Origin of the sequence: Microcoleus sp. BR0-C5, from assembly GCF_036705045.1 — a bacterium.
Lineage (GTDB): Bacteria > Cyanobacteriota > Cyanobacteriia > Cyanobacteriales > Microcoleaceae > Microcoleus.
Genome location: NZ_JAUBTR010000055.1, coordinates 16,011 through 38,252 on the forward strand (window position 1 = coordinate 16,011; position 22,242 = coordinate 38,252).

The 22,242-nt window shown below is 46.9% G+C and carries 25 protein-coding genes; 20 read left to right on the forward strand and 5 right to left on the reverse strand.

Annotated elements, in window-relative coordinates; all coding sequences use genetic code 11:
• Positions 1–173: 173 nt before the first annotated feature.
• The 6 genes from QUB08_RS22480 (at position 174) to folP (ending at position 3,713) form a co-directional block, all read left to right on the forward strand.
• Positions 174–335 (forward strand): hypothetical protein, encoded by a 162-nt coding sequence (locus QUB08_RS22480; protein WP_333227262.1) that lies wholly within the window; start codon positions 174–176, stop codon positions 333–335.
• 318 nt (positions 336–653) lie between these two features.
• The gene (locus tag QUB08_RS22485) at positions 654–1,127 is read left to right on the forward strand and encodes a hypothetical protein (RefSeq protein WP_333227264.1); all 474 of its coding nucleotides are present in this window, start codon (positions 654–656) and stop codon (positions 1,125–1,127) included.
• A 100-nt stretch (positions 1,128–1,227) separates the two neighbouring features.
• Positions 1,228–1,413, forward strand: coding sequence for a PCP reductase family protein (locus tag QUB08_RS22490; RefSeq protein WP_006633749.1), 186 nt, complete (start codon positions 1,228–1,230; stop codon positions 1,411–1,413).
• Between the two features lie 75 nt (positions 1,414–1,488).
• Positions 1,489–2,214, forward strand: a complete 726-nt coding sequence (tpiA, locus tag QUB08_RS22495; protein WP_333227313.1) for a triose-phosphate isomerase — start codon at positions 1,489–1,491, stop codon at positions 2,212–2,214.
• A 217-nt stretch (positions 2,215–2,431) separates the two neighbouring features.
• Positions 2,432–2,761: a hypothetical protein gene (locus QUB08_RS22500; protein WP_333227266.1), complete on the forward strand. Its 330-nt coding sequence runs from the start codon at positions 2,432–2,434 to the stop codon at positions 2,759–2,761.
• Between the two features lie 103 nt (positions 2,762–2,864).
• On the forward strand, positions 2,865–3,713 hold the full coding sequence (gene folP / locus QUB08_RS22505) for a dihydropteroate synthase (RefSeq protein WP_333227268.1): 849 nt from the start codon (positions 2,865–2,867) through the stop codon (positions 3,711–3,713).
• Here the strand turns inward: folP and QUB08_RS22510 are convergent.
• Positions 3,704–4,540: a stomatin-like protein gene (locus QUB08_RS22510; protein WP_333139210.1), complete on the reverse strand. Its 837-nt coding sequence runs from the start codon at positions 4,538–4,540 to the stop codon at positions 3,704–3,706. The genes folP and QUB08_RS22510 overlap by 10 nt on opposite strands.
• 191 nt (positions 4,541–4,731) lie before the next feature.
• Between QUB08_RS22510 and QUB08_RS22515 the strand changes: the two genes are divergently transcribed.
• Entirely contained in the window at positions 4,732–5,502 is a 771-nt protein-coding gene (locus QUB08_RS22515) for a tetratricopeptide repeat protein (protein ID WP_333227270.1), read from the forward strand.
• A gap of 96 nt (positions 5,503–5,598) precedes the next feature.
• Here the strand turns inward: QUB08_RS22515 and aroB are convergent, their stop codons facing one another.
• A complete protein-coding gene (gene aroB / locus QUB08_RS22520) occupies positions 5,599–6,693 on the reverse strand; it encodes a 3-dehydroquinate synthase (protein ID WP_333227272.1) in 1,095 nt (364 codons plus the stop codon).
• Between the two features lie 77 nt (positions 6,694–6,770).
• Here aroB and petL point away from each other — a divergent pair, with 77 nt between their 5' ends.
• The 3 genes from petL (at position 6,771) to QUB08_RS22535 (ending at position 7,692) form a co-directional block, all read left to right on the forward strand.
• On the forward strand, positions 6,771–6,872 hold the full coding sequence (gene petL, locus QUB08_RS22525; RefSeq protein ID WP_333227274.1) for a cytochrome b6-f complex subunit PetL: 102 nt from the start codon (positions 6,771–6,773) through the stop codon (positions 6,870–6,872).
• 177 nt (positions 6,873–7,049) lie between these two features.
• Entirely contained in the window at positions 7,050–7,181 is a 132-nt protein-coding gene (locus QUB08_RS22530; RefSeq protein WP_333227276.1) for a hypothetical protein, read from the forward strand.
• 70 nt (positions 7,182–7,251) lie between these two features.
• Entirely contained in the window at positions 7,252–7,692 is a 441-nt protein-coding gene (locus tag QUB08_RS22535; protein WP_333227278.1) for a hypothetical protein, read from the forward strand.
• A 50-nt stretch (positions 7,693–7,742) separates the two neighbouring features.
• Here QUB08_RS22535 and QUB08_RS22540 read toward each other — a convergent pair whose 3' ends face one another.
• The gene (locus QUB08_RS22540) at positions 7,743–7,976 is read right to left on the reverse strand and encodes a hypothetical protein (protein ID WP_333227280.1); all 234 of its coding nucleotides are present in this window, start codon (positions 7,974–7,976) and stop codon (positions 7,743–7,745) included.
• A 134-nt stretch (positions 7,977–8,110) separates the two neighbouring features.
• Here QUB08_RS22540 and QUB08_RS22545 point away from each other — a divergent pair, with 134 nt between their 5' ends.
• From QUB08_RS22545 to QUB08_RS22590, 10 genes are all read left to right on the forward strand, one after another.
• Positions 8,111–8,323, forward strand: a complete 213-nt coding sequence (locus tag QUB08_RS22545) for a helix-turn-helix domain-containing protein (RefSeq protein ID WP_106148990.1) — start codon at positions 8,111–8,113, stop codon at positions 8,321–8,323.
• A 221-nt stretch (positions 8,324–8,544) separates the two neighbouring features.
• Entirely contained in the window at positions 8,545–9,135 is a 591-nt protein-coding gene (locus tag QUB08_RS22550) for a chromophore lyase CpcT/CpeT (protein ID WP_333227282.1), read from the forward strand.
• A 111-nt stretch (positions 9,136–9,246) separates the two neighbouring features.
• On the forward strand, positions 9,247–10,395 hold the full coding sequence (locus QUB08_RS22555) for an NAD-dependent epimerase/dehydratase family protein (RefSeq protein WP_333227284.1): 1,149 nt from the start codon (positions 9,247–9,249) through the stop codon (positions 10,393–10,395).
• A 547-nt stretch (positions 10,396–10,942) separates the two neighbouring features.
• Entirely contained in the window at positions 10,943–11,584 is a 642-nt protein-coding gene (locus QUB08_RS22560; protein WP_333227286.1) for a DUF4291 domain-containing protein, read from the forward strand.
• A 10-nt stretch (positions 11,585–11,594) separates the two neighbouring features.
• Positions 11,595–12,728, forward strand: a complete 1,134-nt coding sequence (locus tag QUB08_RS22565; protein ID WP_333227288.1) for a glycosyltransferase family 1 protein — start codon at positions 11,595–11,597, stop codon at positions 12,726–12,728.
• Between the two features lie 581 nt (positions 12,729–13,309).
• Positions 13,310–15,976: a GAF domain-containing protein gene (locus QUB08_RS22570; RefSeq protein WP_333227290.1), complete on the forward strand. Its 2,667-nt coding sequence runs from the start codon at positions 13,310–13,312 to the stop codon at positions 15,974–15,976.
• 151 nt (positions 15,977–16,127) lie between these two features.
• On the forward strand, positions 16,128–17,270 hold the full coding sequence (locus QUB08_RS22575; RefSeq protein ID WP_333227292.1) for a hybrid sensor histidine kinase/response regulator: 1,143 nt from the start codon (positions 16,128–16,130) through the stop codon (positions 17,268–17,270).
• A gap of 150 nt (positions 17,271–17,420) precedes the next feature.
• Entirely contained in the window at positions 17,421–18,251 is an 831-nt protein-coding gene (locus tag QUB08_RS22580) for a GUN4 domain-containing protein (RefSeq protein ID WP_333227294.1), read from the forward strand.
• A gap of 733 nt (positions 18,252–18,984) precedes the next feature.
• Complete coding sequence (locus tag QUB08_RS22585; protein WP_333227296.1) at positions 18,985–19,575, forward strand: YdcF family protein; 591 nt, start codon at positions 18,985–18,987, stop codon at positions 19,573–19,575.
• A 103-nt stretch (positions 19,576–19,678) separates the two neighbouring features.
• Positions 19,679–20,290 (forward strand): GAF domain-containing protein, encoded by a 612-nt coding sequence (locus tag QUB08_RS22590; RefSeq protein ID WP_333227298.1) that lies wholly within the window; start codon positions 19,679–19,681, stop codon positions 20,288–20,290.
• Between the two features lie 109 nt (positions 20,291–20,399).
• On the opposite strand, the gene QUB08_RS22595 is transcribed toward QUB08_RS22590, so the two are convergent.
• Positions 20,400–21,038, reverse strand: a complete 639-nt coding sequence (locus tag QUB08_RS22595) for a lysophospholipid acyltransferase family protein (protein WP_333227299.1) — start codon at positions 21,036–21,038, stop codon at positions 20,400–20,402.
• A gap of 255 nt (positions 21,039–21,293) precedes the next feature.
• The gene (locus QUB08_RS22600) at positions 21,294–22,241 is read right to left on the reverse strand and encodes a phosphate ABC transporter substrate-binding protein (RefSeq protein ID WP_333227301.1); all 948 of its coding nucleotides are present in this window, start codon (positions 22,239–22,241) and stop codon (positions 21,294–21,296) included.
• Position 22,242 lies beyond the last annotated feature (1 nt).

Genomic DNA, 22,242 nt, shown 5'->3' on the forward strand with positions numbered 1-22,242 from the left:
CTCCTGCAAGCATTGCTATAGGAATTCTCGCATCATTTGTGAATTTCTTACGGACTCCCCGCGAGTTCGGGGAGGGTTGGGGTGGGGTAAAAAGTTTACGACTCCTGCAAGCATTGCTATATATACTATAATCACTGGGAAACAGTAAATTAACTTGATGGATCTCACTTACTATGGAAGTAGCACTGCCTGATTTTTCTCAAAGCTTTCAAAAAACGAAAGAAGTTTGGACAGAACAAGTCGGCAAAGCAGTAAATTCTGTTTCCGAAGCAACAGCAGAAGCTAAATCTTCTCTCTCCGAAACTGCGTCTCAGGCAAAAGAAGCTCTGACTTAAACTACGAATTCGGCCGTTAATACTGTTAATCTAGCTACGAACAATGCTTTAGGTACTGTAGCGGAGAAAACAGAAAAAGCTAGAATTTCTATATCGGAAGTCGCGAATCAAGCAGTTAGCCGCGTCAGTGAAAGTACCACCAAAGCTGTTGATGCTATTTCTCACTCTGCGGCAACTGCTAAAGAAACTATTAATCAAACTACTAACTCTGCGGTCAATACTCTGAATCAAAGCACTAGCCAAGCTGTACAGAGTGTAAATCAAGCTACAGAAAAGGCTAAGGCTTCCTTAGAAGATAGCCTTAACAAGGCGGGAAATATGAGCGGTGGCGCTTCAGATGCCATCAAAAGTGCTATCAATGGTAATGTTAAAGATTGGATTGATTCTCACCCTCTCGTCTTCTGGTTGGTGAATCACCCCTGGGTATCTTTAGCAATTTTGCTGCTATTTATATTGAGTATCTTAGGTTTTTTTCAGGCTTTAGGTAGCTTGTTTGCAGAAGGCTGGTTATTTATTCTGCAAAGCCCTGTAAAATTTATGCAAGGGGTTTTGAGTTTCGGCTCTAAATCTGTAAGTAATTTCGGTGGAGTGGCTGTAAACTCATTAGTTTCACAGAATCCCGAAGACAAAAATAATTCAGGTTTACAATTGAGGGGAGTTGAATCAAACAGCTTGGAGTCTCAGGAACGACTTGCTAATATTTTGACAAGGTTGGAGGCAATTCGAGAAGAGCAGAATCAGCTTTTACAAGAAGCGTCGGCTATTTTAGGCAACAAATTTAAGGCCGAGTGATCAGGTGTGGGCCGATCGCAACTCGTGGTAAATTTAAGACATCCAGGCTTTCCATCAAAGCCAGATCCATGAAAGCTTGTAGTCGATCGCTCAATACGCCATGCCCGATTCCGAATTTTCCGATGATTTAAAATGGACGCCAGAAGCCAAGGCGAAGCTGAAAAATATTCCCTATTTTGTCCGGGGACAAGCTCGCGTCCGCATCGAGCAGTTGGCCCGCGAAGCCGAAACCGAAGTCGTCACCGTTGACTTAGTTGAGCAAGCTCGTATTGAGTTTGGGCAATAAGGGCTCGAAATGTACCCTAAAGCTTTACACTATAATTTGCCTGATTTTGATGTTCACAGAGCTACTGAGTCACCCGTGCGGAAAATAGTTATTGCTGGCAACTGGAAAATGTACAAAACTAGGACTGAATCCCTAGAATTTCTTCAAGGATTCATGTCCTGCCTGACGGAAACCCCAGAGGAACGGGAAGTCGTGCTTTGCGTTCCCTTCACTTCCTTGGCTGTCCTCTCGAAAAATTTGCACGGCAGCCGGATTAGACTCGGTGCTCAGAACGTTCACTGGCAAGAGTCTGGAGCTTTTACTGGGGAAATTTCCGGGCCAATGCTTAGTGAACTTGGTGTCCGTTATGTCATCATCGGCCACAGCGAACGGCGCCAATATTTTGGGGAAACTGACGAAACGGTGAATTTGCGGCTGAAAGCTGCTCAGAAATACGATTTAATTCCGATTCTGTGCGTTGGGGAAACCAAGCAGCAGCGAGATGCAGGGGAAACTGAATCTCACATTTTTTCTCAGTTGGCAAAAGATTTGGTTGATGTTGACCAAAATAAGTTGGTCATTGCTTACGAGCCTATTTGGGCGATCGGCACTGGCGATACTTGCGAAGCTAAGGAAGCTAACCGAGTTATTGGTTTGATTCGCAGTAAATTGACTAATCCTGACGTGCCAATTCAGTACGGCGGCTCTGTTAAACCGGAGAATATTGATGAAGTTATGGCGATGCCTGAGATTGACGGGGTTCTGGTAGGCGGTGCGAGTTTGGAAGCTGCGAGTTTTGCTCGAATTGTCAATTACAAATAAGTCCTAATGGGTAATTAGTAATTGGGGGGTTATGCCAGGAGTTATGACACCAAAACCAGATAATCTGTAAGAGTTATAGCAGACGAAAGCTGGAAAATTGTTTGCTTCAACACTTGAACCAGGACAGTAGGAAAAGTGTCATACACTCCTCTAGCAAACTTTATTAAACAATTCAAAATCGAGCTTAAGTAAAATAAAACTTTAAAAGGACATAGGCATGGATGCACTCGTAGCAACAATCGCACAAATTTTAGATTACGTTCACACCCAAGGACCAGATGCGATCGCGCAGCTAACGGCACTACTCGTAGCTTTCAAGGCGGGAGTGGGAGTTGTGGGGTTGCTGTCTAGCCTGGTGGCTCAAGTACCCGCTACATTACCCGCGGTTACTGAAATTATCAGCCAGTTGATAGCTTTAATCAGTTCCGGGGCCGGAATTACTGAAATAGCAACGGTGCTCGGTCAATTGGCGACCTCGCTGGGATTATCTATTGAGACTGTTGTCCATGTCTTGCAAATGATTGGCGCTTTATTGGTAGCATTTTAAATTGAGTCGCCTAGCTTTTTAGGGAATTAACCACGCCTTCCGACTTACGCGATCGCACTTGGCGGATCAGCTACTCGAAAAAGAAGGTAGTCACCCAATAAAAATGACAATTAGAAATAAAGTTTTTGAGTGGGGAAAACGCACTTATTTGATGGGCGTTTTGAACGTAACCCCTGACAGTTTTAGCGACGGCGGAGATTTCTTTACCATAGAATCTGCTTTAGTGCAAGCGGAAAATATGGTAAAATCAGGAGTAGATATTATTGATATTGGCGGTCAATCTACTCGGCCCGGTGCAGCGGAAATATCCTTAGAAGAGGAGATCGATCGCGTTATACCTGTGGTACAAATACTGCGGCAAAAAGCCGATATTTTTGGCTCAGTTCCTATTTCGGTCGATACTACCAGAGCGCAGGTTGCTAAAGCTGCTGTTGAGGCGGGAGCGGATATAATTAACGATATTTCGGGAGCTACTTTTGATGCGGAAATGCTGTCAACGGTTGCTCAGTTAAAAGTTCCAATAATTTTGATGCACATTCGGGGAACTCCCCAGACGATGCAACAACTGACAGATTATCGCGATTTAATTGGGGAAATTGGGGAATTTTTCGAGAGTCGAATTGCGGCAGCAGTTGCTGCGGGGATTGACAAATCTCAAATAATTCTCGACCCTGGTATTGGCTTTGCTAAGAATTACAGTCAAAACTTAGAAATTCTGCGAGATTTGCGAAAATTCCGTGTTTTAAACTGTCCGATTTTAGTCGGAGTATCGCGAAAAAGCTTCATCGGTCACATTTTGAATCAGCCAGAAGCGAAACAAAGAGTTTGGGGGACAGCGGCGGCTTGTACAGGTGCGATCGCAAATTTGGCAGATATCTTGCGAGTTCACGATGTCATAGAAATGCACGATGTTTGTCTGGTTGCCGACGCTATCTTCAGAAATCAGTCTTGAGAAGTGGGAGTATCAATAACTTTCATTTCCCCGCCCTCAGAATGAACCACATCGGGCATAGAACCCATCAGCTCGCCCAAAGCTTCGCTCATGCTCCGGGGGTCCATAAACAGAATTTTGGCATTGTCGCTTTCGCCCAATTTTTGTTGAGCGTCTAAGTATTTTTCCGTTACTAAGTAATTCAAAACTTGCTTGCTATTCGGATGTGAGTCTAAAGCTTCAACTAAGAGCCTCATATACTCCTTAGTGCCGATCGCCTTATTGACCATTGCTTGCCACTCGCTCTTGGTGGCGCGCTCCAATTCCATAGCTTCTTGCACCCTTTTCGGAGGTGTAATGCTTTGAATTTCCACCCGAATTACTTTGACACCCCAAGTTTCGGTAGCTTCGTCCAACTTCTTGAGTAACTTTTTATTCATGTCATCTCGGGAACCCAAGATGTCTTGCATGGGCAATCGACCAATTTCAGCGCGAAACGTCGTTAACACTAAGTTGGCGATCGCATTTTCAATTTGATCGATTCCATAATAAGCTTTCTGTAAATTCACAACCCGCCAATACACAACGGCATCGACTTCGAGAGCCACATTATCTCCCGTGATTGCTGACTGAGGTTTAATGTCTAAAACTCTTTCACGGCTTGTGTCCACGCAGACGACTTTTTCGACCAGGGGACTGATAAAGTGGAATCCTGGCTTGAGGGTGCGCTTGTATTGACCCAAACGTTCCACTAAAGCTTCGTCGCCACCGCTGACTATTTTGACGCTTGAGTTAACAGCGTAGCCGAGGATGAGCGCAAAGAGCATGGTAAGAATAGACTGCCCCATTTCTATTTTCCTGCTAAGGTTGACTGAGAATCGATCGGAATTCTACTCTAATTTAACTCAAACTCGGCCCCGCAGTGCTAAAATATCTCGACTGTTAATAACTAACTATTTCATCGGGTGGGCCCCATCGGCTCCGAGTCTGGCGGCGCTAGTGAAACCCAGGATATCAACAAAACGTTTCCACAAAAGACATGAAAAACGATCGAGAGTTTCGCTTGTTCAAACCTTTGAGGTGGATTGCCCCAAGCATTTTGGTGGGTGCAGGAATCTGCAATGCCGCAGTGGCCCAACCGGCACAAGCTGAGCCAATCGCCCTGCAACTCTCGCAAAACTTGCAATCGCAGAACTTGCAGCCACCGCGCCGAGGCCCTGCTGTTCGGGAAGTTATGTCCTACGAGATGAAGGGAGACGAACTCAGGATTTGCAAGCAGGAAGGCAACTCCGAGAAAAAGTGCCAAGTTGTAGGTAAAGGCTACACGATGGGTTTGAGAACTGCCAACGACCTTTACGGTCAAGGAAATGCTGTCAATGCCGAAGCTTTGTATCGGCAACTAATCGCTCGCTATCCCAAAGAAGCGGATGCTTATTACAAGTTGGGAACTATGCTGTCGGGGCAAGGTAAAATGAGCGATGCGATCGTTCTATTCCAAAAAGCAATTGAAGTCAACCCACAGCACGCCAAAGCTCACAACGATTTAGGCGTGGCGATGGCAAGTCAGGGGCAGTTGCCCGAGGCAATTGTTCAGTGGAGACAAGCCGTTAAAATTAACGATCGATATCCCGATGCTTTAAACAATTTAGGAGTCGGTTTGTACCAGCAAGGAGACAAAGAAAACCAAGCGGAGGCAGTAGCCAGCCTCACAAAAGCTAAGGAGTTATTTATCAAGCAAGGTAGAACTCAAGCGGCTAACAGAGTCGATCAAATTTTGGAGGATATTAATTCGCGGTCGAGCGGTTCCTAAACTCAACCGCCGATCGCACATTGAAACAAAAAACACCATAGGCGATCGGCGTTAATGGGTGTTCAGCGGCGGTTAAACACCCACAAAAACGAGCATTTAAAGCATTTCCTTCAAAACTTGTATAATCAAATCTCCATCCACCCGATCGCTCACAGCAGCCTCACCCAAGCGCACCGGTAGCACAAACCGCACCTTGCCATCCTGCACCTTCTTATCCAGTTGCAAAGTATGCAAAATTTCCTCAACATCCACACCCGCAGGCAATTTAGCAGGTAAACCCGCTTTTTCAATCAAAGCAGACTGACGGCGATCGCACTCAGCATCCCACATTCCCAACTCCACAGCCAATCGGCTTGACGCAGCCATGCCGATTGCCACTCCTTCCCCGTGATTGATCACCTTGTAATTGGTCAAACTTTCCACAGCATGACCGATGGTGTGTCCGTAATTCAAAATCGCCCGCAAACCCGATTCCTTCTCGTCTTTGCTTACCACCTCAGCCTTAGCTTGGCAAGACCTGCTCAAAATTTCTGCCAACAAATCCGCCTTCACATAGCGCATTTGATCCAAACGCTTGCAATTCTCCAACTTCCCGAAAAGTTCAGCATCCCAAATCACCCCGTACTTGATGACTTCCGCCATCGCCGAACGAAACTCCCTCGCCGGCAGAGTTTTGAGGACATCCGGGTCAATTAACACCAAACGTGGCTGGTGAAACGCCCCGATTAAATTCTTCCCTAAAGGATGATTTACCCCCGTTTTACCCCCAAGAGAAGCATCAACCATCGCCAGCAGCGAAGTCGGAACCTGCACGACATTAATTCCCCGCAGCCAAGTCGCGGCCGCAAAACCCGTCATATCGCCAACCACCCCGCCGCCCAAAGCCACCATTGTCGAGGAACGTTCTAAGCGGTTTTCCAAAGCCGCACCGTAAATTTTCTGTACCGAATTTAAAGTTTTGTACTGTTCTCCCGGTGGTAAAATGCAGGTACCGACTTCCAGACCGGCTGATTCGAGGGCTGCGGTTGCTCTTTCGCCGTACTGCCGAAAAATTGACTGATTCGACACCAGCAGCACTTTTTTGCCCAAGCTTAGATCGCCCATCAGACTGCCGAGTTCGTCTAAACCGCCCGATCGCACGCAAACATTGTAAGATTGTGGCCCCAAGTCAACTTTAATTATCGATTGCATATTTATCTAATTTAGATATTAGATTTTAGATTATAGTTCTTATATGTCTTTTTATTGATTGTTTTGGAGAAATTGCAATGACTCTTAGCGGAATAATAACTTATTTCGGGCTTTTCGGCGGCATGGTCGGCTTGGCGACAGTGCTGATGTTTGGTCTGCGGGCTGTCAAACTCATCTAATTTGCTAATTTAGATGTCTCAACCAGAGGATTTAATCTCTGGCAAAAGTATCAGTTAGACAAAGTATTTGCGCCAAAAATCTCTAGGTTGATCTGTAGATTGACGGCGCAAATGCTTCGACTAATATAACTTTAGGCTATAATTGATTAATTTGATATTTGACTTATTGACAATTGCATGACCAATACTAATGAATCCAACCCAGAAGATACCTCTTGGCACGCAGCAACAGATCCAGAAAAGTGTTTGGAAATGGAACGAAAGTATGGAAGTTGCTGCGAATTAAGAGAGTCGGAGGAGATATTTTAAAAGTCAATTGTATCTTTAAAGGACAAACTCGCTTTCCTAACTATATAGAAAATGAGGAAGAGGATTAATTATGCGAAAATATATTATTTTCAAGGCTCAATCGATGTCAGCAGAAGGCTGGGAAAATAGAATGTTGGCTCACACTGGGGCCACAACTGATATTCTCTGCGAATATTATGATTCCTCTGACGAACCCCTACCTCAACCGGGGAATCGTCCCTACGAGTTTTACCGGATTGAAGAGTTCGACGATACGCAATTCCCCGATAGCGATACTCACTACCGAGTCGGAGATTGGGAAGTTGTAAGGGTTGAACAATACCCAACTGCGGAACCAGGAAGCAACTACGATTTGATTGCTGTTTGTTATTGTCAGTACGCACCTAAACCTAGTCCGCTGATGCCCGTTCCGAGTGCTCGCATTTCGACGATCGACTCGTTTGGAGGAGATGAGACAGCTTATCAGCAATATCTTGAGAATAACGCTAAATCAGAGGTTTATTCACCTTGAAGATGAAGGAGCGATCGCACTTGTTGTAAAACTCGATCGCTCCTGATTAATTACAAGATTCGTTCTAATTGAGTCGATCGCACTTCTGCCAATTTTTCAGCCCCTGTCGTATCAAAAACGATCGCGTGTTTAGCCGTCGGCAACAACCGCCGTAAAATCTGTATGTATCCCTCCGCATCGCTCCGGCGGTGGAACCGAGCAACCACCAATCGCTGCATATTTGGCAATTGCCGCACGATACACCAGGGATGAGTGTTTAATTTAGGCTTGAATGTTGGTATCATAGGGGAATCCTTCCCGCCGAAAGCGGGATTTGGTAGAAAAACGGTCGCCCTTAAGTTTTCGAGGCTAGGAGGGCGATCGTTTTCAGTGTACATAGATATTATATGTTGCATACGCATCAACGTCAAGTTAAAAAATGGGATACGTTAGACTGCGGATTCGAGAACTAGCTGAGCAAAAGGGTTGGACACTAAAGCAAGTTGCCGATCGATCCGGAGTTAATTACAACACTGTCAGAAGCTACGTTCAGCGCGATGCTTTAAACACAGTCGATCTTTCTGCTGTCTACAAAATTGCCCGCGCCTTCGACGTGACAATGGAAGATTTGGTCGAGATTTTGGAAGATTGATGGCGCACCAATGGGGCGAGTTTCACTAAAAATTCGATATCTGGTAGAAGAAAAGGCGATCTCGCTAATGGGATACGTTGATTAATGCCGTACTTATCGCCGCCTTTTCTTTACTTGTTCGTAAAGCATATAACTAGCTTCTATAGCCGATCGCCCGCTATCCCCTAAAATAATTTCTACTCCCTCAATCCAAAATCTAAAATCTAAAATCTAAAATCGATATGTCTCATTCCACCGATATCGTCACCCTCGCCCGCTGGATGGCCGCCGACTTCAGCAACCAAGCCCAAGCCTTTGAAAACCCGCCCTTCTTCGCCCACATCCGCGTCTGCATGAGACCTTTACCGATCAAAGTTCTGGATGGGATCAGCTTGTACCTAGAACAAGCCTACGATATTGAACTGAATGTACCGTACCGAGTCCGAGTTTTGAAATTAGTCCCGGTGGGCGATCGAATCGACATCGAAAATTATGCCATAGAAAACGAAGAACAATTCTACGGCGCGGCCCGCGACCCGCAACGGCTGCAAGAAATCAAAAAAGAACAACTGACTCTACTTCCCGGATGCACCTTTATTACGCAGTGGACGGGCAACAGCTTCAAAGGGTCTGTCGAACCCGGAAAAGGCTGCATGGTGGTCAGAAAGGGCAAAAAAACCTATCTAGACAGCGAATTCGAGATTGACCAAGACAAATTTATTAGCCACGATCGCGGACGTGACCCAGAAACCGACGCCCACGTCTGGGGAGCCCAGGCCGGCCCCTTTGAATTCACCCGCCGGGCCAGTTTCGCAGACGAAATTCAGGTTTAATCTAAAAAAACAGAGTCCCTCCTGGGCGAACACGCGCTTATTAAAGGTTCAGAATGCACCAATACCTGGTACATTAACCCAGTATTGGCAAGCAAGATTCACCGTTGATTTATGAAAGTCCTGGTTATTGGTGGCGATGGCTATTGCGGTTGGGCAACCGCACTCTACCTTTCTAACAAAGGTTACGAAGTTGGCATCCTCGACAGCTTCGTGCGGCGGCACTGGGATCTGGAACTGTGCAGCGACACCCTCACTCCCATCGCACCGATTCAGCAACGACTCCAGCGATGGCAAGATTTAACGGGCAAGTCGATCGACTTGTTCGTCGGTGACATCACCAACTACGATTTTCTCAGCAAAAGCATGAGAAAATTTGCACCAGAGGCGATCGTCCATTTCGGCGAACAGCGTTCGGCACCTTTCTCAATGATCGATCGCGAACACGCAGTCCTCACCCAAGTCAATAACGTCGTCGGGACACTCAACCTGCTGTACGCCATCCGCGAAGACTTCCCCGATTGTCACCTAGTGAAATTGGGGACAATGGGCGAATACGGCACGCCGAATATTGACATTGAAGAAGGCTACATTACGATCGAACACAACGGCCGCAAGGATACACTACCCTATCCCAAACAACCAGGCAGTTTCTACCACCTGTCAAAAGTCCACGACTCCCACAACATCCATTTTGCTTGCAAAATCTGGGGTTTAAGAGCCACCGACTTAAATCAGGGCGTAGTCTACGGCGTGCTCACAGATGAAACCGGCATGGATGAACTGTTGATCAACCGTTTGGACTACGACGGAGTATTCGGTACAGCATTGAACAGGTTTTGCATCCAAGCTGCGATCGGTCATCCTTTGACAGTTTACGGAACTGGCGGACAAACCCGCAGCTTCTTAGACATTCGGGATACCGTGCGGTGCGTGGAATTGGCGATAGCCAACCCCGCCGAAGCCGGACAATTCCGCGTCTTCAACCAATTCACCGAACAATTCAGCGTCGGCGATTTAGCCTCCTTGGTGCAAAAAGCAGGCATGGCAATGGGATTAAAAGTAGAAATCAACAACATCCAAAATCCCAGAGTCGAGAAAGAAGAACATTATTTCAATGCCAAAAACACCAATTTGCTAGACCTCGGTTTGCAACCGCACTATCTCTCAGATTCCCTGCTCGATTCTCTGCTGAATTTTGCTACAAAATATCAGCACCGTGTCGATAAAAACCAGATTTTGCCGAAGGTTTCTTGGAAGTAAGTTCTGGCCTCTACCTGGGGGGAAAGAGCTTTTTAACGAACCGCGAAGGCGCGAAGGGCGCGAAGTAAGAGAAAAGAAGGGAAGAGAGCAGAAGGGTTCGCAAGTTCTGAATGGAGTTTGCTGTATATTAAGATGATCTCTCTTTTTTCTCTTTTGCTCTGTGTCCTCTGTGTCCTCTGCGGTTAATTAAAAAATTCCATAAGATTTTTAATGCGGGCTTTTTGGAAAGAAATGTCGTAGAAATTCGCAAGATTATTCTGTTGCTTTTGGTTGTTCTGCCGAGATTTTCAGCGAGTGCAGTTCGTTCTTATTATTTAATACCGGAATGGGCTGCACTAACGGCGAGTTATCAAAATTACCGCGCCTGTTAGCGAAGCCCCATCTGCCAGTGAAACAGAAATATCAATTGCCAGAACAGCAGAGGAAATTCACAGAATAAATTGCTTTGCCTTTAGGTGTGGGATTGCTTTTAGGTGGAATAATTGTATCAAGCGGAATTCACGGAGTTTGTATGTTGACCCCAGAAACATCACGAGAGTAATTAGTTGTGGTGAAGCTGCTAACAGAACCCTATTTAAACCAGGCAAGTAAATGGCCGAAAACAGGTCGTCACATTCTGGCACAATTTGATGAACATACGGTCGTAGTGTACCAAGCCTACCGTCCGGCGATCGGTGATTTTGCAGCGGAAAATGGTTATTTCGGCGGGGAATTCAGCCTGAATCGTATGAGTTGGATTAAGCCAAACTTTCTATGGATGATGTATCGATCGGCATGGGGTACTTCATCGGGCCAAGAAGTAATTCTTGCTATTTGGCTAAAGCGCTCGGCTTGGGACGAAATTTTAGCATCTGCTGTCCATTCTAATTTCGTTCCAGCAGTGTATGGAAGCGAAAAAGAATGGCAACAAGCTGTTAAAAATTCGGCTGTACGGCTGCAATGGGACCGGGATCATCACCCAAATGGATCGAAAATCGATCGGCGGGCAATTCAACTCGGTTTGCGCGGCAGTGTTTTAGCTCGTTACGCGCGAGAATGGATTGTTAAAATCGAGGATATTTCCCAATTCGTGCAGCAACAGCGTCAATATAACGGAGGCGATAGCACGCAATTACTGACTCCTTGTGAGACAGTGTATCCTGTCATCGACCCCGACATCTTCCAGAGGCTAGGATTATCGGCTCCCTAAGTAACTTACTATGAAAATTGCTCTTTTCACTGAAACATTTCTGCCGAAAATAGACGGCATTGTTACCAGACTGATTCACACTGTAGATCACTTGCAGCGATCGGGCGAACAAGTTCTGATTTTTTCTCCAGATTACGGGATTAAAGAATACAAAGGCGCACGAGTTTACGGTGTGGAGGGTTTGCCTTTGCCGATGTACCCGGAATTGAAAATGGCACTTCCTTCTCCGGCTGTCGGTCGCCAATTAGAGCAGTTTAAACCGGATATTATTCATGTTGTCAATCCCGCTATTTTGGGATTGGGCGGTATCTATTACGGCAAAAAGTTCAATATTCCGATTTTGGCTTCTTACCACACGCATTTGCCGAAATATTTGCACCACTACGGTTTTGGAGTCCTCGAACCTTTATTGTGGGAATTGCTCAAAGGTGCCCACAACCAAGCAGAATTGAATCTGTGTACTTCTACAGCAATGGTGGAAGAACTCAGAAACCACGGCATCGATCGGGTAGATTTGTGGCAGCGGGGCGTAGATACTGAAATGTTTGTCCCGGAATTGGCAAGTCGAGAAATGCGATCGCGCCTTTCGGAAAATAACCCAGACAGTCCCCTGCTGCTGTACGTCGGCCGCCTCGGTGCAGAAAAAGAAATCGAACGCATCAAACCAGTTCTCGCAGCGATTCCCGATGCCCGCCTCGCCTTAGTGGGAGACGGCCCGCATCGGCAAATCCTTGAACAATATTTTGCCGGTACACCCACCAATTTTGTCGGCTACCTCAAGGGGCAAGAACTCGCAAGAGCTTACGCATCGGCCGACGCCTTCATTTTTCCCTCCCGCACCGAAACCCTGGGCTTAGTGCTCCTAGAAGCAATGGCTGCGGGGACGCCTGTAGTGGCGGCGCGCAGTGGCGGAATTCCCGATATCGTCACTGACGGCGTTAACGGATATTTATTTGACCCCGCCGACGAAGAAGGCGCACTCGCTGCCACCAAGCGTCTGTTTGCGAATCCTGAAGAACGGGAAACCCTGCGCCAGAACGCTCGCCGAGAAGCCGAACGCTGGGGTTGGGCCGCCGCTGCCGCACAACTGCAGCGGTACTATCAATCAGTGGTGTTTGCCGAGTCTGTGCCCAGAGCTGCCTAAATGTCAGCATCTGTACCACCTTTAAACCTCACCGCCAGCTTAGCTTCGCTGTTCGATCGTCAGTTGGTATTGAAGAGGGATGTTTTCAAAGACCGATCGAACTTTTTTGCTGCATAAATTACCGTCGCTATCCTGCTGTTGCGTTTACCATTAAACTATGAGTAGCTCTGTAGGAATGCCTTGCGCGCTGCTTTCATAGCGCCCTTTACCTGACCGGATACAGTCGCCGAGTGCGCTAAAACAGTCACACCGCGCGCTGGGGCCGAGCACAGAGCGTCAAATCTACATTGCACTCTCGATCGAACTAAAGCTTGTCACCTAATTTTCAGGCTAGCAGTTTTGCAAACTCAAGTTCAGCTTGAATTGACGAACCCTCATCAGTATCGAGGTTGGAAAAAAGATCGATCGAGCATACATAACAAGCAAACTGAAGTTGCGTGCGCCACTTTTGAATTCACGATTCATCAAAGCGACAAGCGAGTGCCAATGCGCTGGCAAACAAATTCAAGAGTTTGCACCGCCACTGAATCTCGCGCCGATCGACCTGCGGTCAGTCTACCCCTCTGAGAAAGCAGTTAATCATGACATTCTCCAATGCTGGTAGCGTTCTGGCTACACTGACTCAAGTCAATTTTATGGGGGCATTGACCTCCCGTGTTAAGAGCCTGCCAGTTCCTGAATTAGTGTGCCTGCTGGACTTTATCACGGCTGAATTTCAGCAATTTATCCGGGCGATGGACCTGATTAACAATGAAGCACTCGAAAGTCTCTTAGAGCAACTTTTAGATGCCTTCACTGTCAAAATTGGTCAAATTTTGCAAGCAGACCGGACAACAATTTTTTTGGTTGACTCCAACAAAAATCAACTGTGGCACAAAACACTCGATCCACTTACGGGCGAAGATGTAGAAGTGCGCTTGCCTATGGATGCAGGCATTTTAGGCTACGTAGCAACAACCGGAAAATCGATTAATGTCGCCGAAGCTCGATCGCACGAGTATTTTAATACCGAAGTAGACGAACCACCGGGCTACCACATCGAGACCATCCTCTGTATGCCGATTTTTAGCAGCAAGAGCCAACATGAACCCGTAGCGGTGGTCAGACTGTTAAATAAAGCTGGCGATGCCCCCTTTAGCGAGGAAGACGAACAGCAGTTCCAGGCTTTTGCAGATTCGATCGGGATTATTCTCGAAAGCTGTCAGTCTTTCTACGTCGTGGCCCGCAACCAGCGAGGGGTTGCTGCACTTTTGAGAGCCACCACGACTTTGGGTCAAAGTCTTGACTTGGAAACAACTTTGCGATCTGTCATGGATCAAGCTCGCGACTTGATGCAAGCTGATCGCAGCACGCTATTTTTGTTAAATCGGGAAACCAACGAACTTTGGACAAAAGTCGCCAAGGCCGACGGCAAAACGATGATGGAAATCCGTATTCCTGCGAATAGGGGAATTGCTGGCTACGTGGCTTCGACTGGTCAACCTCTGAATATTACAGATGCTTACGACGATCCCCGCTTTGACCCCTCTACAGACCAGCAAACGGGATACCGCACTCGGACTGTCTTGTGTATGCCCGTGCATAACGCTAAAGGTGAGCTGATCGGGGTAACTCAGCTAATTAATAAGAACCAAGGTACTTTCACCCCTTCCGACGAAGAGTTTTTGCGAGCGTTTAATTCCCAAGCGGGAATGGCGTTGCAAAATTCTCAACTGTTTCAGAACGTGATGGTGGAAAAGCAGTATCAGAAAGATATGCTGCAAAGTCTTTCTGACGCAGTGATTTCCACGGATTTGAAGGGGCGAGTTGTGACTATCAACGAAGCAGCCCTAGAATTGTTGGGCTGTCCGGTAAATCAAGCTAAAAGCAAACACAATCCCCAGATTTGGGAAGATAAACTGGTGAATCGCTATGTTTGGGAAGTTGTGCCGATCGACAATTTGCAATTTCGACTAGAAGACAGTCTCAAAACTGCTGCCCGACATTACGTTCCCGAACAAAGTTTAACTGTGGGACTGTTGGTAGAAAAAACGCTAAATTCCCAAAAAAAAGAACAAGAAGAAGAAGAAGAAGAAGAAAGTTATATTTTGGCCGTGCCCGATCGCACTGACCCTAATTTATATTACGCTTGGGGCGAAAACCGCGCGTGGACTGAGGAAGTAGCGCTGGCCGAATTAGCTAATGCCCAATCTCTATTTGCGCTGCGAAATTCTGCCCTGTATCACCCTTATTGTCCGCTGCCCATCCCCGCCTCTCGAATTAAAGTCATTGAACGTAGTTTGAATTTGACTGTCAACCCGCTAATCAATCCAGAGGGCGGCGTGCGCGGCGGTTTAGTGGTACTCGAAGACATCAGCCGCGAAAAGCGGATGAAAAATACGATGTACCGCTACCTGACTCCTGGAGTCGTAGATAAAGTGATGGCCTTGGGTGAAGGCGCCCTGATGGTGGGCGAACGCAAAGAAGTGACTATTTTATTTTCCGACATTCGCGGCTACACCACGCTGACCGAAAATTTGGGAGCGTCGGATGTGGTATCCCTGCTGAACGAATATTTTGAGACGATGGTGGAGGCCGTTTTCCACTATGAAGGCACTTTAGACAAGTTTATTGGCGATGCTTTAATGGCGGTGTTCGGCGCGCCCCTGCCGCTGAACCCCCCGGAAAGTCACGGTTGGATGGCGGTTCAGTCGGCTTTAGATATGCGCCGGCGTTTGAAAGAGTTTAATGATTCTCGCCCCGGTGCAGATCCGTTTCGCTTCGGAATTGGGATTAGTTCTGGAGAGGTAGTTTCGGGGAATATCGGTTCCCAAAAGCGAATGGATTACACGGTAATCGGCGATGCGGTGAATTTGAGCTCGCGCTTGGAACAGCTTACAAAGGAGTATGGATGTGATATAATTTTGAGCGAATTTACATACAGTTTGTGTCGCGAAGGAATTTGGGTGCGAGAGTTAGACAAGGTGCGGGTTAAGGGGAAAAATCAGCCAGTGGGTATTTACGAGTTGCTGCAAAATAGTTCTGAACCCATTGATGGGGAAACCGTTCGGTTTTTGGAACTTTACAGTAACGGTAGGGAGGCTTATATTGCTAGAAATTTTCAGAAAGCTATTAGTTATTTTGAAGCGGCTTTAGCAATGCGACCGAACGATCGACCTGTGGAAGTTCACCTCGATCGCTCCCTGAGCTATTTGGAAGTACCCCCGCCCGATGATTGGGACGGCGTGCATACGATGATAACTAAGTAGTAAATCATATTACATCCGAGTGTTCAAAAGTAAAAAGATTTGATAAAGATTTTAAATCTTCCTTATGACAGAGTTAACAAGTGTAAAAATGTGAAAACATAAATCGGATGCCATATTAAAGTTTAGTATTTATTTCCAGGCTAGCAATTAAATGAGTTATTTATCTGTTCCGAATGCCACAAAAGCCGATCGCATTCTGGTGGTAGACGACGCACCAGATAATGTTTTGTTGGTTCAAACAATCCTAGAAGAAGAAGGTTACGAAATTAGCACGGCGGAAAACGGCTTTTCTGCCTTGAGTCAAATTGACAAGGCAGCCCCGGATTTGGTACTGCTAGACGTGATGATGCCGGGAATGGATGGTTACGAAGTCACTAAACGAATCCGAGACAATAAAGAATTGCCCTTTATGCCGATTTTGCTGATCACGGCTCACGACAGTGCCAGCGTAGTGCAGGGATTGGACATGGGAGCAGACGATTTCATCCGCAAACCAGTCGAAATGGATGAACTGCTGGCGAGGGTTCGATCGCTCCTGCGGCTTAAACACAGCGTAGACGAGCGCAATTCGATCGCCCTCCAGCGCGAAGATTTTGTCTCCCGACTCGCTCACGACTTGCGGACGCCCCTAGTAGCAGCCGATCGAATGCTAACTTTAATGCAGCAGGGAGCTTTGGGAGAAATTTCCCTTCCCATGCGCGACGCTTTCGGGACGATGGTTCGCAGCAACAAAAACCTGATCGCGATGGTAAATATGCTGCTGGAAGTATACCGCTACGAAGCAGGCCGCAAATCCCTAAGTTTCGCTGCCGTGGACTTGCGCCAGCTTATTACTGAGGTAGCTGAAGAACTAGCTCCCCTAGCGGATGCTAAAGGTTTGTCGATAAATTTAGACTTGACAGAAAGTGCAGAAAGTGCACCGATTGCGAAGTATCCGGGCGATCGTCTGGAGCTGCACCGCTTGCTGACAAATTTAATCGGAAATGCGATTAAATTCACCGACAGTGGCTCAATAGATGTCCGCTTAAAAGCTGCTAATTCACCCGCTTATACGAGCTTCAAAAACCAACCGCTGGCATGGGTAATTATTGAAATCAAAGACACCGGTGCCGGCATTTCGCCCGCAGCACAAACGAAGTTATTTGAAAGGTTTGGCCCGGGAACTCACTTGCGGTCGGGCACAGGTTTGGGACTGCACCTCTGCCGCCAAATAGTCGAAGCTCACCGCGGCACGATCGAGGTAAAATCTGAGTTGGGTAAAGGCAGTTTGTTTACTATTTGCTTGCCTTGTTAGAGCGGTATAAATAACTCTAACTTTCGGGTGCGAAAAGCGAACATTAGTACAGATACACTGTAATGGTAGGGTGCAAAGTGCGTACCTAATCGAATTATGGTTAATTTACCCGATGTCAGATAATTACTTGGCAACCGAATTGATGACGATATGTCTAACTGTCCAGTGTGCGGTGCTGAATACATAGAAGAAAAAGCAGAGTTTTGCTCGATTTGCGGCTGGGATTTGACTCCCTACCCGCAACGTGCTAAGCCCTCCAAAACTTATTTAAAAAAAGAACAAGTTAGATTGCAGTGGGCAAAACAAATGTGGGAATTGGCCCGCACTCAACAAAATTGGTCAGCTAAATTTGATGAGTTGCATGGGGAATTGCAGCAAGGTGCGATCGCCCGCACGTACCTGCAATCTCAGTTAGAATGGGTTTTGTACCGCCTCGAACAACTAAACCCCGAATTGATTGTCAGCACTCTACTGCGGCTGGAAGACAAAATCGGCGCTATACCTGACAAAACTCCGGCTATCTCCGAAGTGGGGATGGACTATCGACAACTGACAAAGCTATTAGAAACGGGAAAATGGCGCAAAGCTGATGAACACACTTGGGAAATCTTGCTGCAAATCGCTGTCAGGGAAGACGAAGGCTGGCTGAGTGCAGCCGATATTGACAGTTTTCCTCCTACAGACCTTCGCACGATCGACCAACTTTGGCAACAATACAGCAGCGGGCGGTTCGGGTTGAGCGTGCAGCAGCAGATTTGGGAAAGTACCGAGGCAAATTATACTGAATTTTGCGATCGAGTCGGCTGGCGAGTCAAGGAAAATTGGAAATATTACAGCGAGCTCTCCTTCAACGAAAATGCTCCCCCCGGACATCTCCCCGTCACCGCATGGAGACAGCGCGCCTGTTACGGTGCTGGTAAACTCACCGCAGCAGAAAACTTTGCCCGCATCGCTGCGAAACTCGCAACTGGCGATCGCTAATCATCCAGAATAAACAAATCAAAATCGACATTAACTGCTATAATCAAAACGGTTTAGCAACTGGGGCTGTGGCTCAGATGGATAGAGCAAGCGCCTCCTGAAGAATCGGGCACCCTGCGAGGAAACTCTGGGAGTGAATGTGGTCAAATTTGGTGAAACCTAAAGAGTTTGTGGGTTCCTATGACTCTAAGGCAATACCAAGCCAAGCCTGAGTTCAGGGCGATTAAACAATCGCCTATATTGAAATCAGGAAGGTTTAGAGACTAGACGGTCACCACCTAAAAGCTGCAAGCATATGGTGAAGGTATAGTCCAGAGAGTGGGGAAACTCACACAAATCTGAAGCGCTAGGCCGCCGGTTCGAACCCGGCCAGTCCCGTTAAAAACCAAAAAAAATTAACAGCAGGAGGGGAAAGCCTAAGTTTTGCCCCTCTTTTTTGCATATCCGCTAACGAATTCGCCCACAGACGAATACTTCCTTGAAGACGAGGACTTACCCAGAACCCTATAGAATCCATCTGAAATCTCAAATCTGAAATCTCAAATCTAAAATCACCTGTTTAAGCCCCACCACAAGCGTAGAGTCAATCTAAAATCTAAAATCTAAAATCTAAAATCTATGATCCCCCGACCCTTTTTAAAATTTTAATTTTTAATTCCTGTTAGTGGGCTATACGTGCGGTATTTTTTGCTATGGTTCCTTTGTGAGTTACATAAAATTTTTATAGGTTTAGATGTGGTTAAGAATCAATTCAAACACGCAGCGTTACAAGCGTTTGAACACTTCACGCAGTTTTTGGTTCCTAGTAGGGCTGTTGATGGCCTGCTGGTTTGGCTATCAGCAGGTTAAGAGCGAATTTCAGAGACCCCAAGCTTTGTTAGTTCTAGGTGGGGCTACGGAGCGAGAGGTGTTTGCCGCCAAATTTGCTCAGGATTATCCTGAATTGCCGATTTGGGTGTCGTCTGGCAGCAATCCTGAGTTCGCGGAATGGGTGTTTTCAGAAGCGGGAATTGAGTCCGATCGCCTGCACTTAGACTACAGAGCGGTGGATACGGTAACAAATTTTACCACCCTGGTAGATGAATTGAAAGCTCAAGGGATTGAGAGCGTGTATCTGATCACTTCTGACGATCATATGCGGCGAGCTCAGATTATCGGCGAAATCGTACTCGGCAGTCGAGGCATTAGCTTTAAGCCTGTGGCAGTTCCGTCTGGGCGAACCCCCGAACCGATGCAAAAAGCTGTTCGCGACGGCGCTAGGGCTATTCTTTGGCTGACAACCGGTTATACAGGTGCTAACTTCAGCCAAGCCAGAATGGAATAAACAAAGGAAAGCATTGAGCAAGTTTTAATTTTTTTCCATTCCCTCTGGTTTTAAAACTTGTCTCATCTAGCGATTTAACGAACCGCGAAGATGCTGATGACAAATGCGTAAAAGAAGAGAAGAGAAGAGAAGGAGTAGTTTAAAATTAATAGATGAACTTCAAAAGCTAAAGTTAATGACCGAGCAAATTCTGCCGCAAGTTCTGGATAAAATTTTGAGTGACAGCAAAACGCCGGATGCTGTTTTTTCGGCTTTGGTGCCGGCTTTAGGCGAGGTGTTAAATTGCGATCGGGTCTTTCTCTACCTCCGCAATCCTGAAACGCAAAGGGGCAGAGTACCTTACTGCTGGCGTCGCAACTCGAACTTTCCAGAGATTGGCGACGCGGAATGGAAAAAAGAACCCGAATCTTTAGGGGAAGAAGACCCTTTGTTTGCAGCAGCTTTGCGAACTGAACCGTCGATTTTCATTGAGGATGTTGAGACAGCCAATCCTGAAGTAGTCAACAAAAATTTTGAGGCAAAAGAGTTCGGACATCGAGCTTTGATTCACGCTCACCTTTGTGCTGACGGCTTATTGTGGGGGGTTTTGCAGCCTTGTATGTTCGATCGCCCCAGAGTTTGGACTTACTTCGATCGCCAAGTTATCGCAGCAGTTACAGAAAAAATTTCCCCCTTAGCTGTTGCTTATGTCAGAGGCATCGTACAAGCGCAATAAAATAGGTTTGTAACGAGGAGTCTTCGTTCTCACTACAAACCTGTAACGATGTTTTTTATCTATCAAACCAGCTTTCTTCGTAAGTTATACAAAACATCCTCCAAGCAAATCAGCGCCCCAAATCGTGCATCGCATTGATCTCGATCGCACATCTTTGAGTCAACGCTTGCAACTCCTCGCGATCCGAGGAACCGGGCGCTTCAATTAGCTTGCCAATTCGCACCGTCAGTGGCACCGGACGCGGCATTCCCGAACCTTTCGACGAAATCGCGTGAGTTCCCCACAAACTAACAGGTAACAGCGGCGCTTTTGCCTTAGCAGCTATCAGCGCAGCACCTAATTTCGGTTCAGTAATTCTGCCGTCGGGCGTGCGAGTTCCCTGCAAAAATACACCCGTCGCCCAGCCATTTTCCAAAGAGTTAATAGCCGATCTAATTGCACTGCGATCGGCACTTTCCCGCTTAACTGGATAAGCACCGTAAAGCGTAATTGCCTGCTTCAAAATAGGAACTTTAAATAACTCTTCCTTTGCCATAAATGCGACGGGCCGCCTCATGCAATTCGACAAAATCGGCGGGTCAAAATCGCTGGCGTGATTGCTGACTACTACCACCGGCCCTTCTGTCGGAACATTTTCTGCACCGTAGATGCGGCCCCGAAAGTATAGGTGCAGCATCGGGCTGACAATTGACCATTTGAATAAATAGTAGAGAAGTAAACTTTCGACTGGTTCGCGATTTTTGCTCACAGAAAAACCTTAAATTTTAAATTACATCGAATATTAGCCTATCAGTTCAGCAATCAAAAAAGAAGCACTACACGGATTTTGACACGGATACACGGATAGGCCCAGCGATCGGACTGTTTAGCTAATTGGCTAAGTTGACTATCATCAGTGTATCCGTGTTTATGCGTGTCGTGCTGTTAGATGATTCGGCGGTTGAAACCGCTTTGCAAGCTTCTGTAGCGCCCGAATTTATTCTGGCGAATTCTTTGCAAAGGCTCAATTTCCTGCCAGCATAGCTTTTTGTCCTTCCGAAGAAGTCGCGTAGCCCAAGAAATCCTTAACTGCTTGACTAGGAGGATTTTTGTAAGCGTAGTACAACTGCCGCTTGTAAGGATAGTTACCCGCATCCGGCGTCGCACCGTTAACGGGAACAACACGCACCGTTCTCTGATTGGCTACTTGAGCGAAAGTCGCATAGCCAATACCGTTGTTGCCTAAAGCTTGCAGCAGAGGAGTTGTAGCATCTCGATCGAGCGTGGTAATATTTGGCGTCGTACCAAACTCGCCACCTCCAAGCACTTGTTCTTTAAACGTTTGGTGAGTGCCACTAACTGCCGGTCTGTTAATTACTTTAATCGGGCCTGCCGGGCCGCCGACTTTCGACCAGTCTTGAGCATTTCCCTTGAAGATATCTTGAACTTGAGCGGAAGTTAAACCTCCTTTGAAGGGGTTGTTAATGCCAACTACAAGGGCGATCGTATCTAGGGCAACAGGCACCGCTGCCAAACCCTGACCTTGTTCTTGAGCCGTCAAAGGTCGCGATACCGCTGCAATATCGGCTGTTCCCGCCGCCAAATCCTGAATTCCTTTTTCAGAACCGTTCGCTTTGGTATCGACTGTCGTGCCGGCAAACTTGGCTTGAAAGCCGTTCTTGAGGTTCTGATTGATTGTCACCATGCTGGTGGAACCGTCAATTCTCACCGCCGTACCCGCAGGCACGGAAGCTGGAAGTGCAAAGGAAGTAGCTGCAACAGGGGAAGCACCGCCGACTACTGGGGCGACGGGAGGCAGATTGGCCCCACCACCGCCTGCGGGTATTGGAGTGGGGGGATTGTTACTAACATCTTGCGATGCTGGTTTGTTGAGAAAAAAGAACCAACCGCCACCGGCGAGCAACAGAAATAACAGAATAAAAACTATGGGGGGAGGCCCGCTCTTAGCCATA

Coding starts and splice junctions, on each gene's coding strand:
- QUB08_RS22485 (WP_333227264.1), top strand. CDS start 654: ATGAGCGGTGGCGCTTCAGATGCCATCAAAAGTGCTATCAATGGTAAT.
- aroB (WP_333227272.1), bottom strand. CDS start 6,693: ATGCAATCGATAATTAAAGTTGACTTGGGGCCACAATCTTACAATGTT.
- QUB08_RS22515 (WP_333227270.1), top strand. CDS start 4,732: ATGAAAAACGATCGAGAGTTTCGCTTGTTCAAACCTTTGAGGTGGATT.
- QUB08_RS22585 (WP_333227296.1), top strand. CDS start 18,985: ATGTGGTTAAGAATCAATTCAAACACGCAGCGTTACAAGCGTTTGAAC.
- QUB08_RS22535 (WP_333227278.1), top strand. CDS start 7,252: ATGCGAAAATATATTATTTTCAAGGCTCAATCGATGTCAGCAGAAGGC.
- QUB08_RS22580 (WP_333227294.1), top strand. CDS start 17,421: ATGTCTAACTGTCCAGTGTGCGGTGCTGAATACATAGAAGAAAAAGCA.
- QUB08_RS22590 (WP_333227298.1), top strand. CDS start 19,679: ATGCGTAAAAGAAGAGAAGAGAAGAGAAGGAGTAGTTTAAAATTAATA.
- QUB08_RS22500 (WP_333227266.1), top strand. CDS start 2,432: ATGGATGCACTCGTAGCAACAATCGCACAAATTTTAGATTACGTTCAC.
- QUB08_RS22575 (WP_333227292.1), top strand. CDS start 16,128: ATGAGTTATTTATCTGTTCCGAATGCCACAAAAGCCGATCGCATTCTG.
- QUB08_RS22540 (WP_333227280.1), bottom strand. CDS start 7,976: ATGATACCAACATTCAAGCCTAAATTAAACACTCATCCCTGGTGTATC.
- QUB08_RS22555 (WP_333227284.1), top strand. CDS start 9,247: ATGAAAGTCCTGGTTATTGGTGGCGATGGCTATTGCGGTTGGGCAACC.
- QUB08_RS22545 (WP_106148990.1), top strand. CDS start 8,111: ATGGGATACGTTAGACTGCGGATTCGAGAACTAGCTGAGCAAAAGGGT.
- QUB08_RS22600 (WP_333227301.1), bottom strand. CDS start 22,241: ATGGCTAAGAGCGGGCCTCCCCCCATAGTTTTTATTCTGTTATTTCTG.
- QUB08_RS22480 (WP_333227262.1), top strand. CDS start 174: ATGGAAGTAGCACTGCCTGATTTTTCTCAAAGCTTTCAAAAAACGAAA.
- QUB08_RS22550 (WP_333227282.1), top strand. CDS start 8,545: ATGTCTCATTCCACCGATATCGTCACCCTCGCCCGCTGGATGGCCGCC.
- QUB08_RS22490 (WP_006633749.1), top strand. CDS start 1,228: ATGCCCGATTCCGAATTTTCCGATGATTTAAAATGGACGCCAGAAGCC.
- QUB08_RS22510 (WP_333139210.1), bottom strand. CDS start 4,540: ATGGGGCAGTCTATTCTTACCATGCTCTTTGCGCTCATCCTCGGCTAC.
- QUB08_RS22530 (WP_333227276.1), top strand. CDS start 7,050: ATGACCAATACTAATGAATCCAACCCAGAAGATACCTCTTGGCACGCA.
- folP (WP_333227268.1), top strand. CDS start 2,865: ATGACAATTAGAAATAAAGTTTTTGAGTGGGGAAAACGCACTTATTTG.
- petL (WP_333227274.1), top strand. CDS start 6,771: ATGACTCTTAGCGGAATAATAACTTATTTCGGGCTTTTCGGCGGCATG.
- QUB08_RS22570 (WP_333227290.1), top strand. CDS start 13,310: ATGACATTCTCCAATGCTGGTAGCGTTCTGGCTACACTGACTCAAGTC.
- QUB08_RS22565 (WP_333227288.1), top strand. CDS start 11,595: ATGAAAATTGCTCTTTTCACTGAAACATTTCTGCCGAAAATAGACGGC.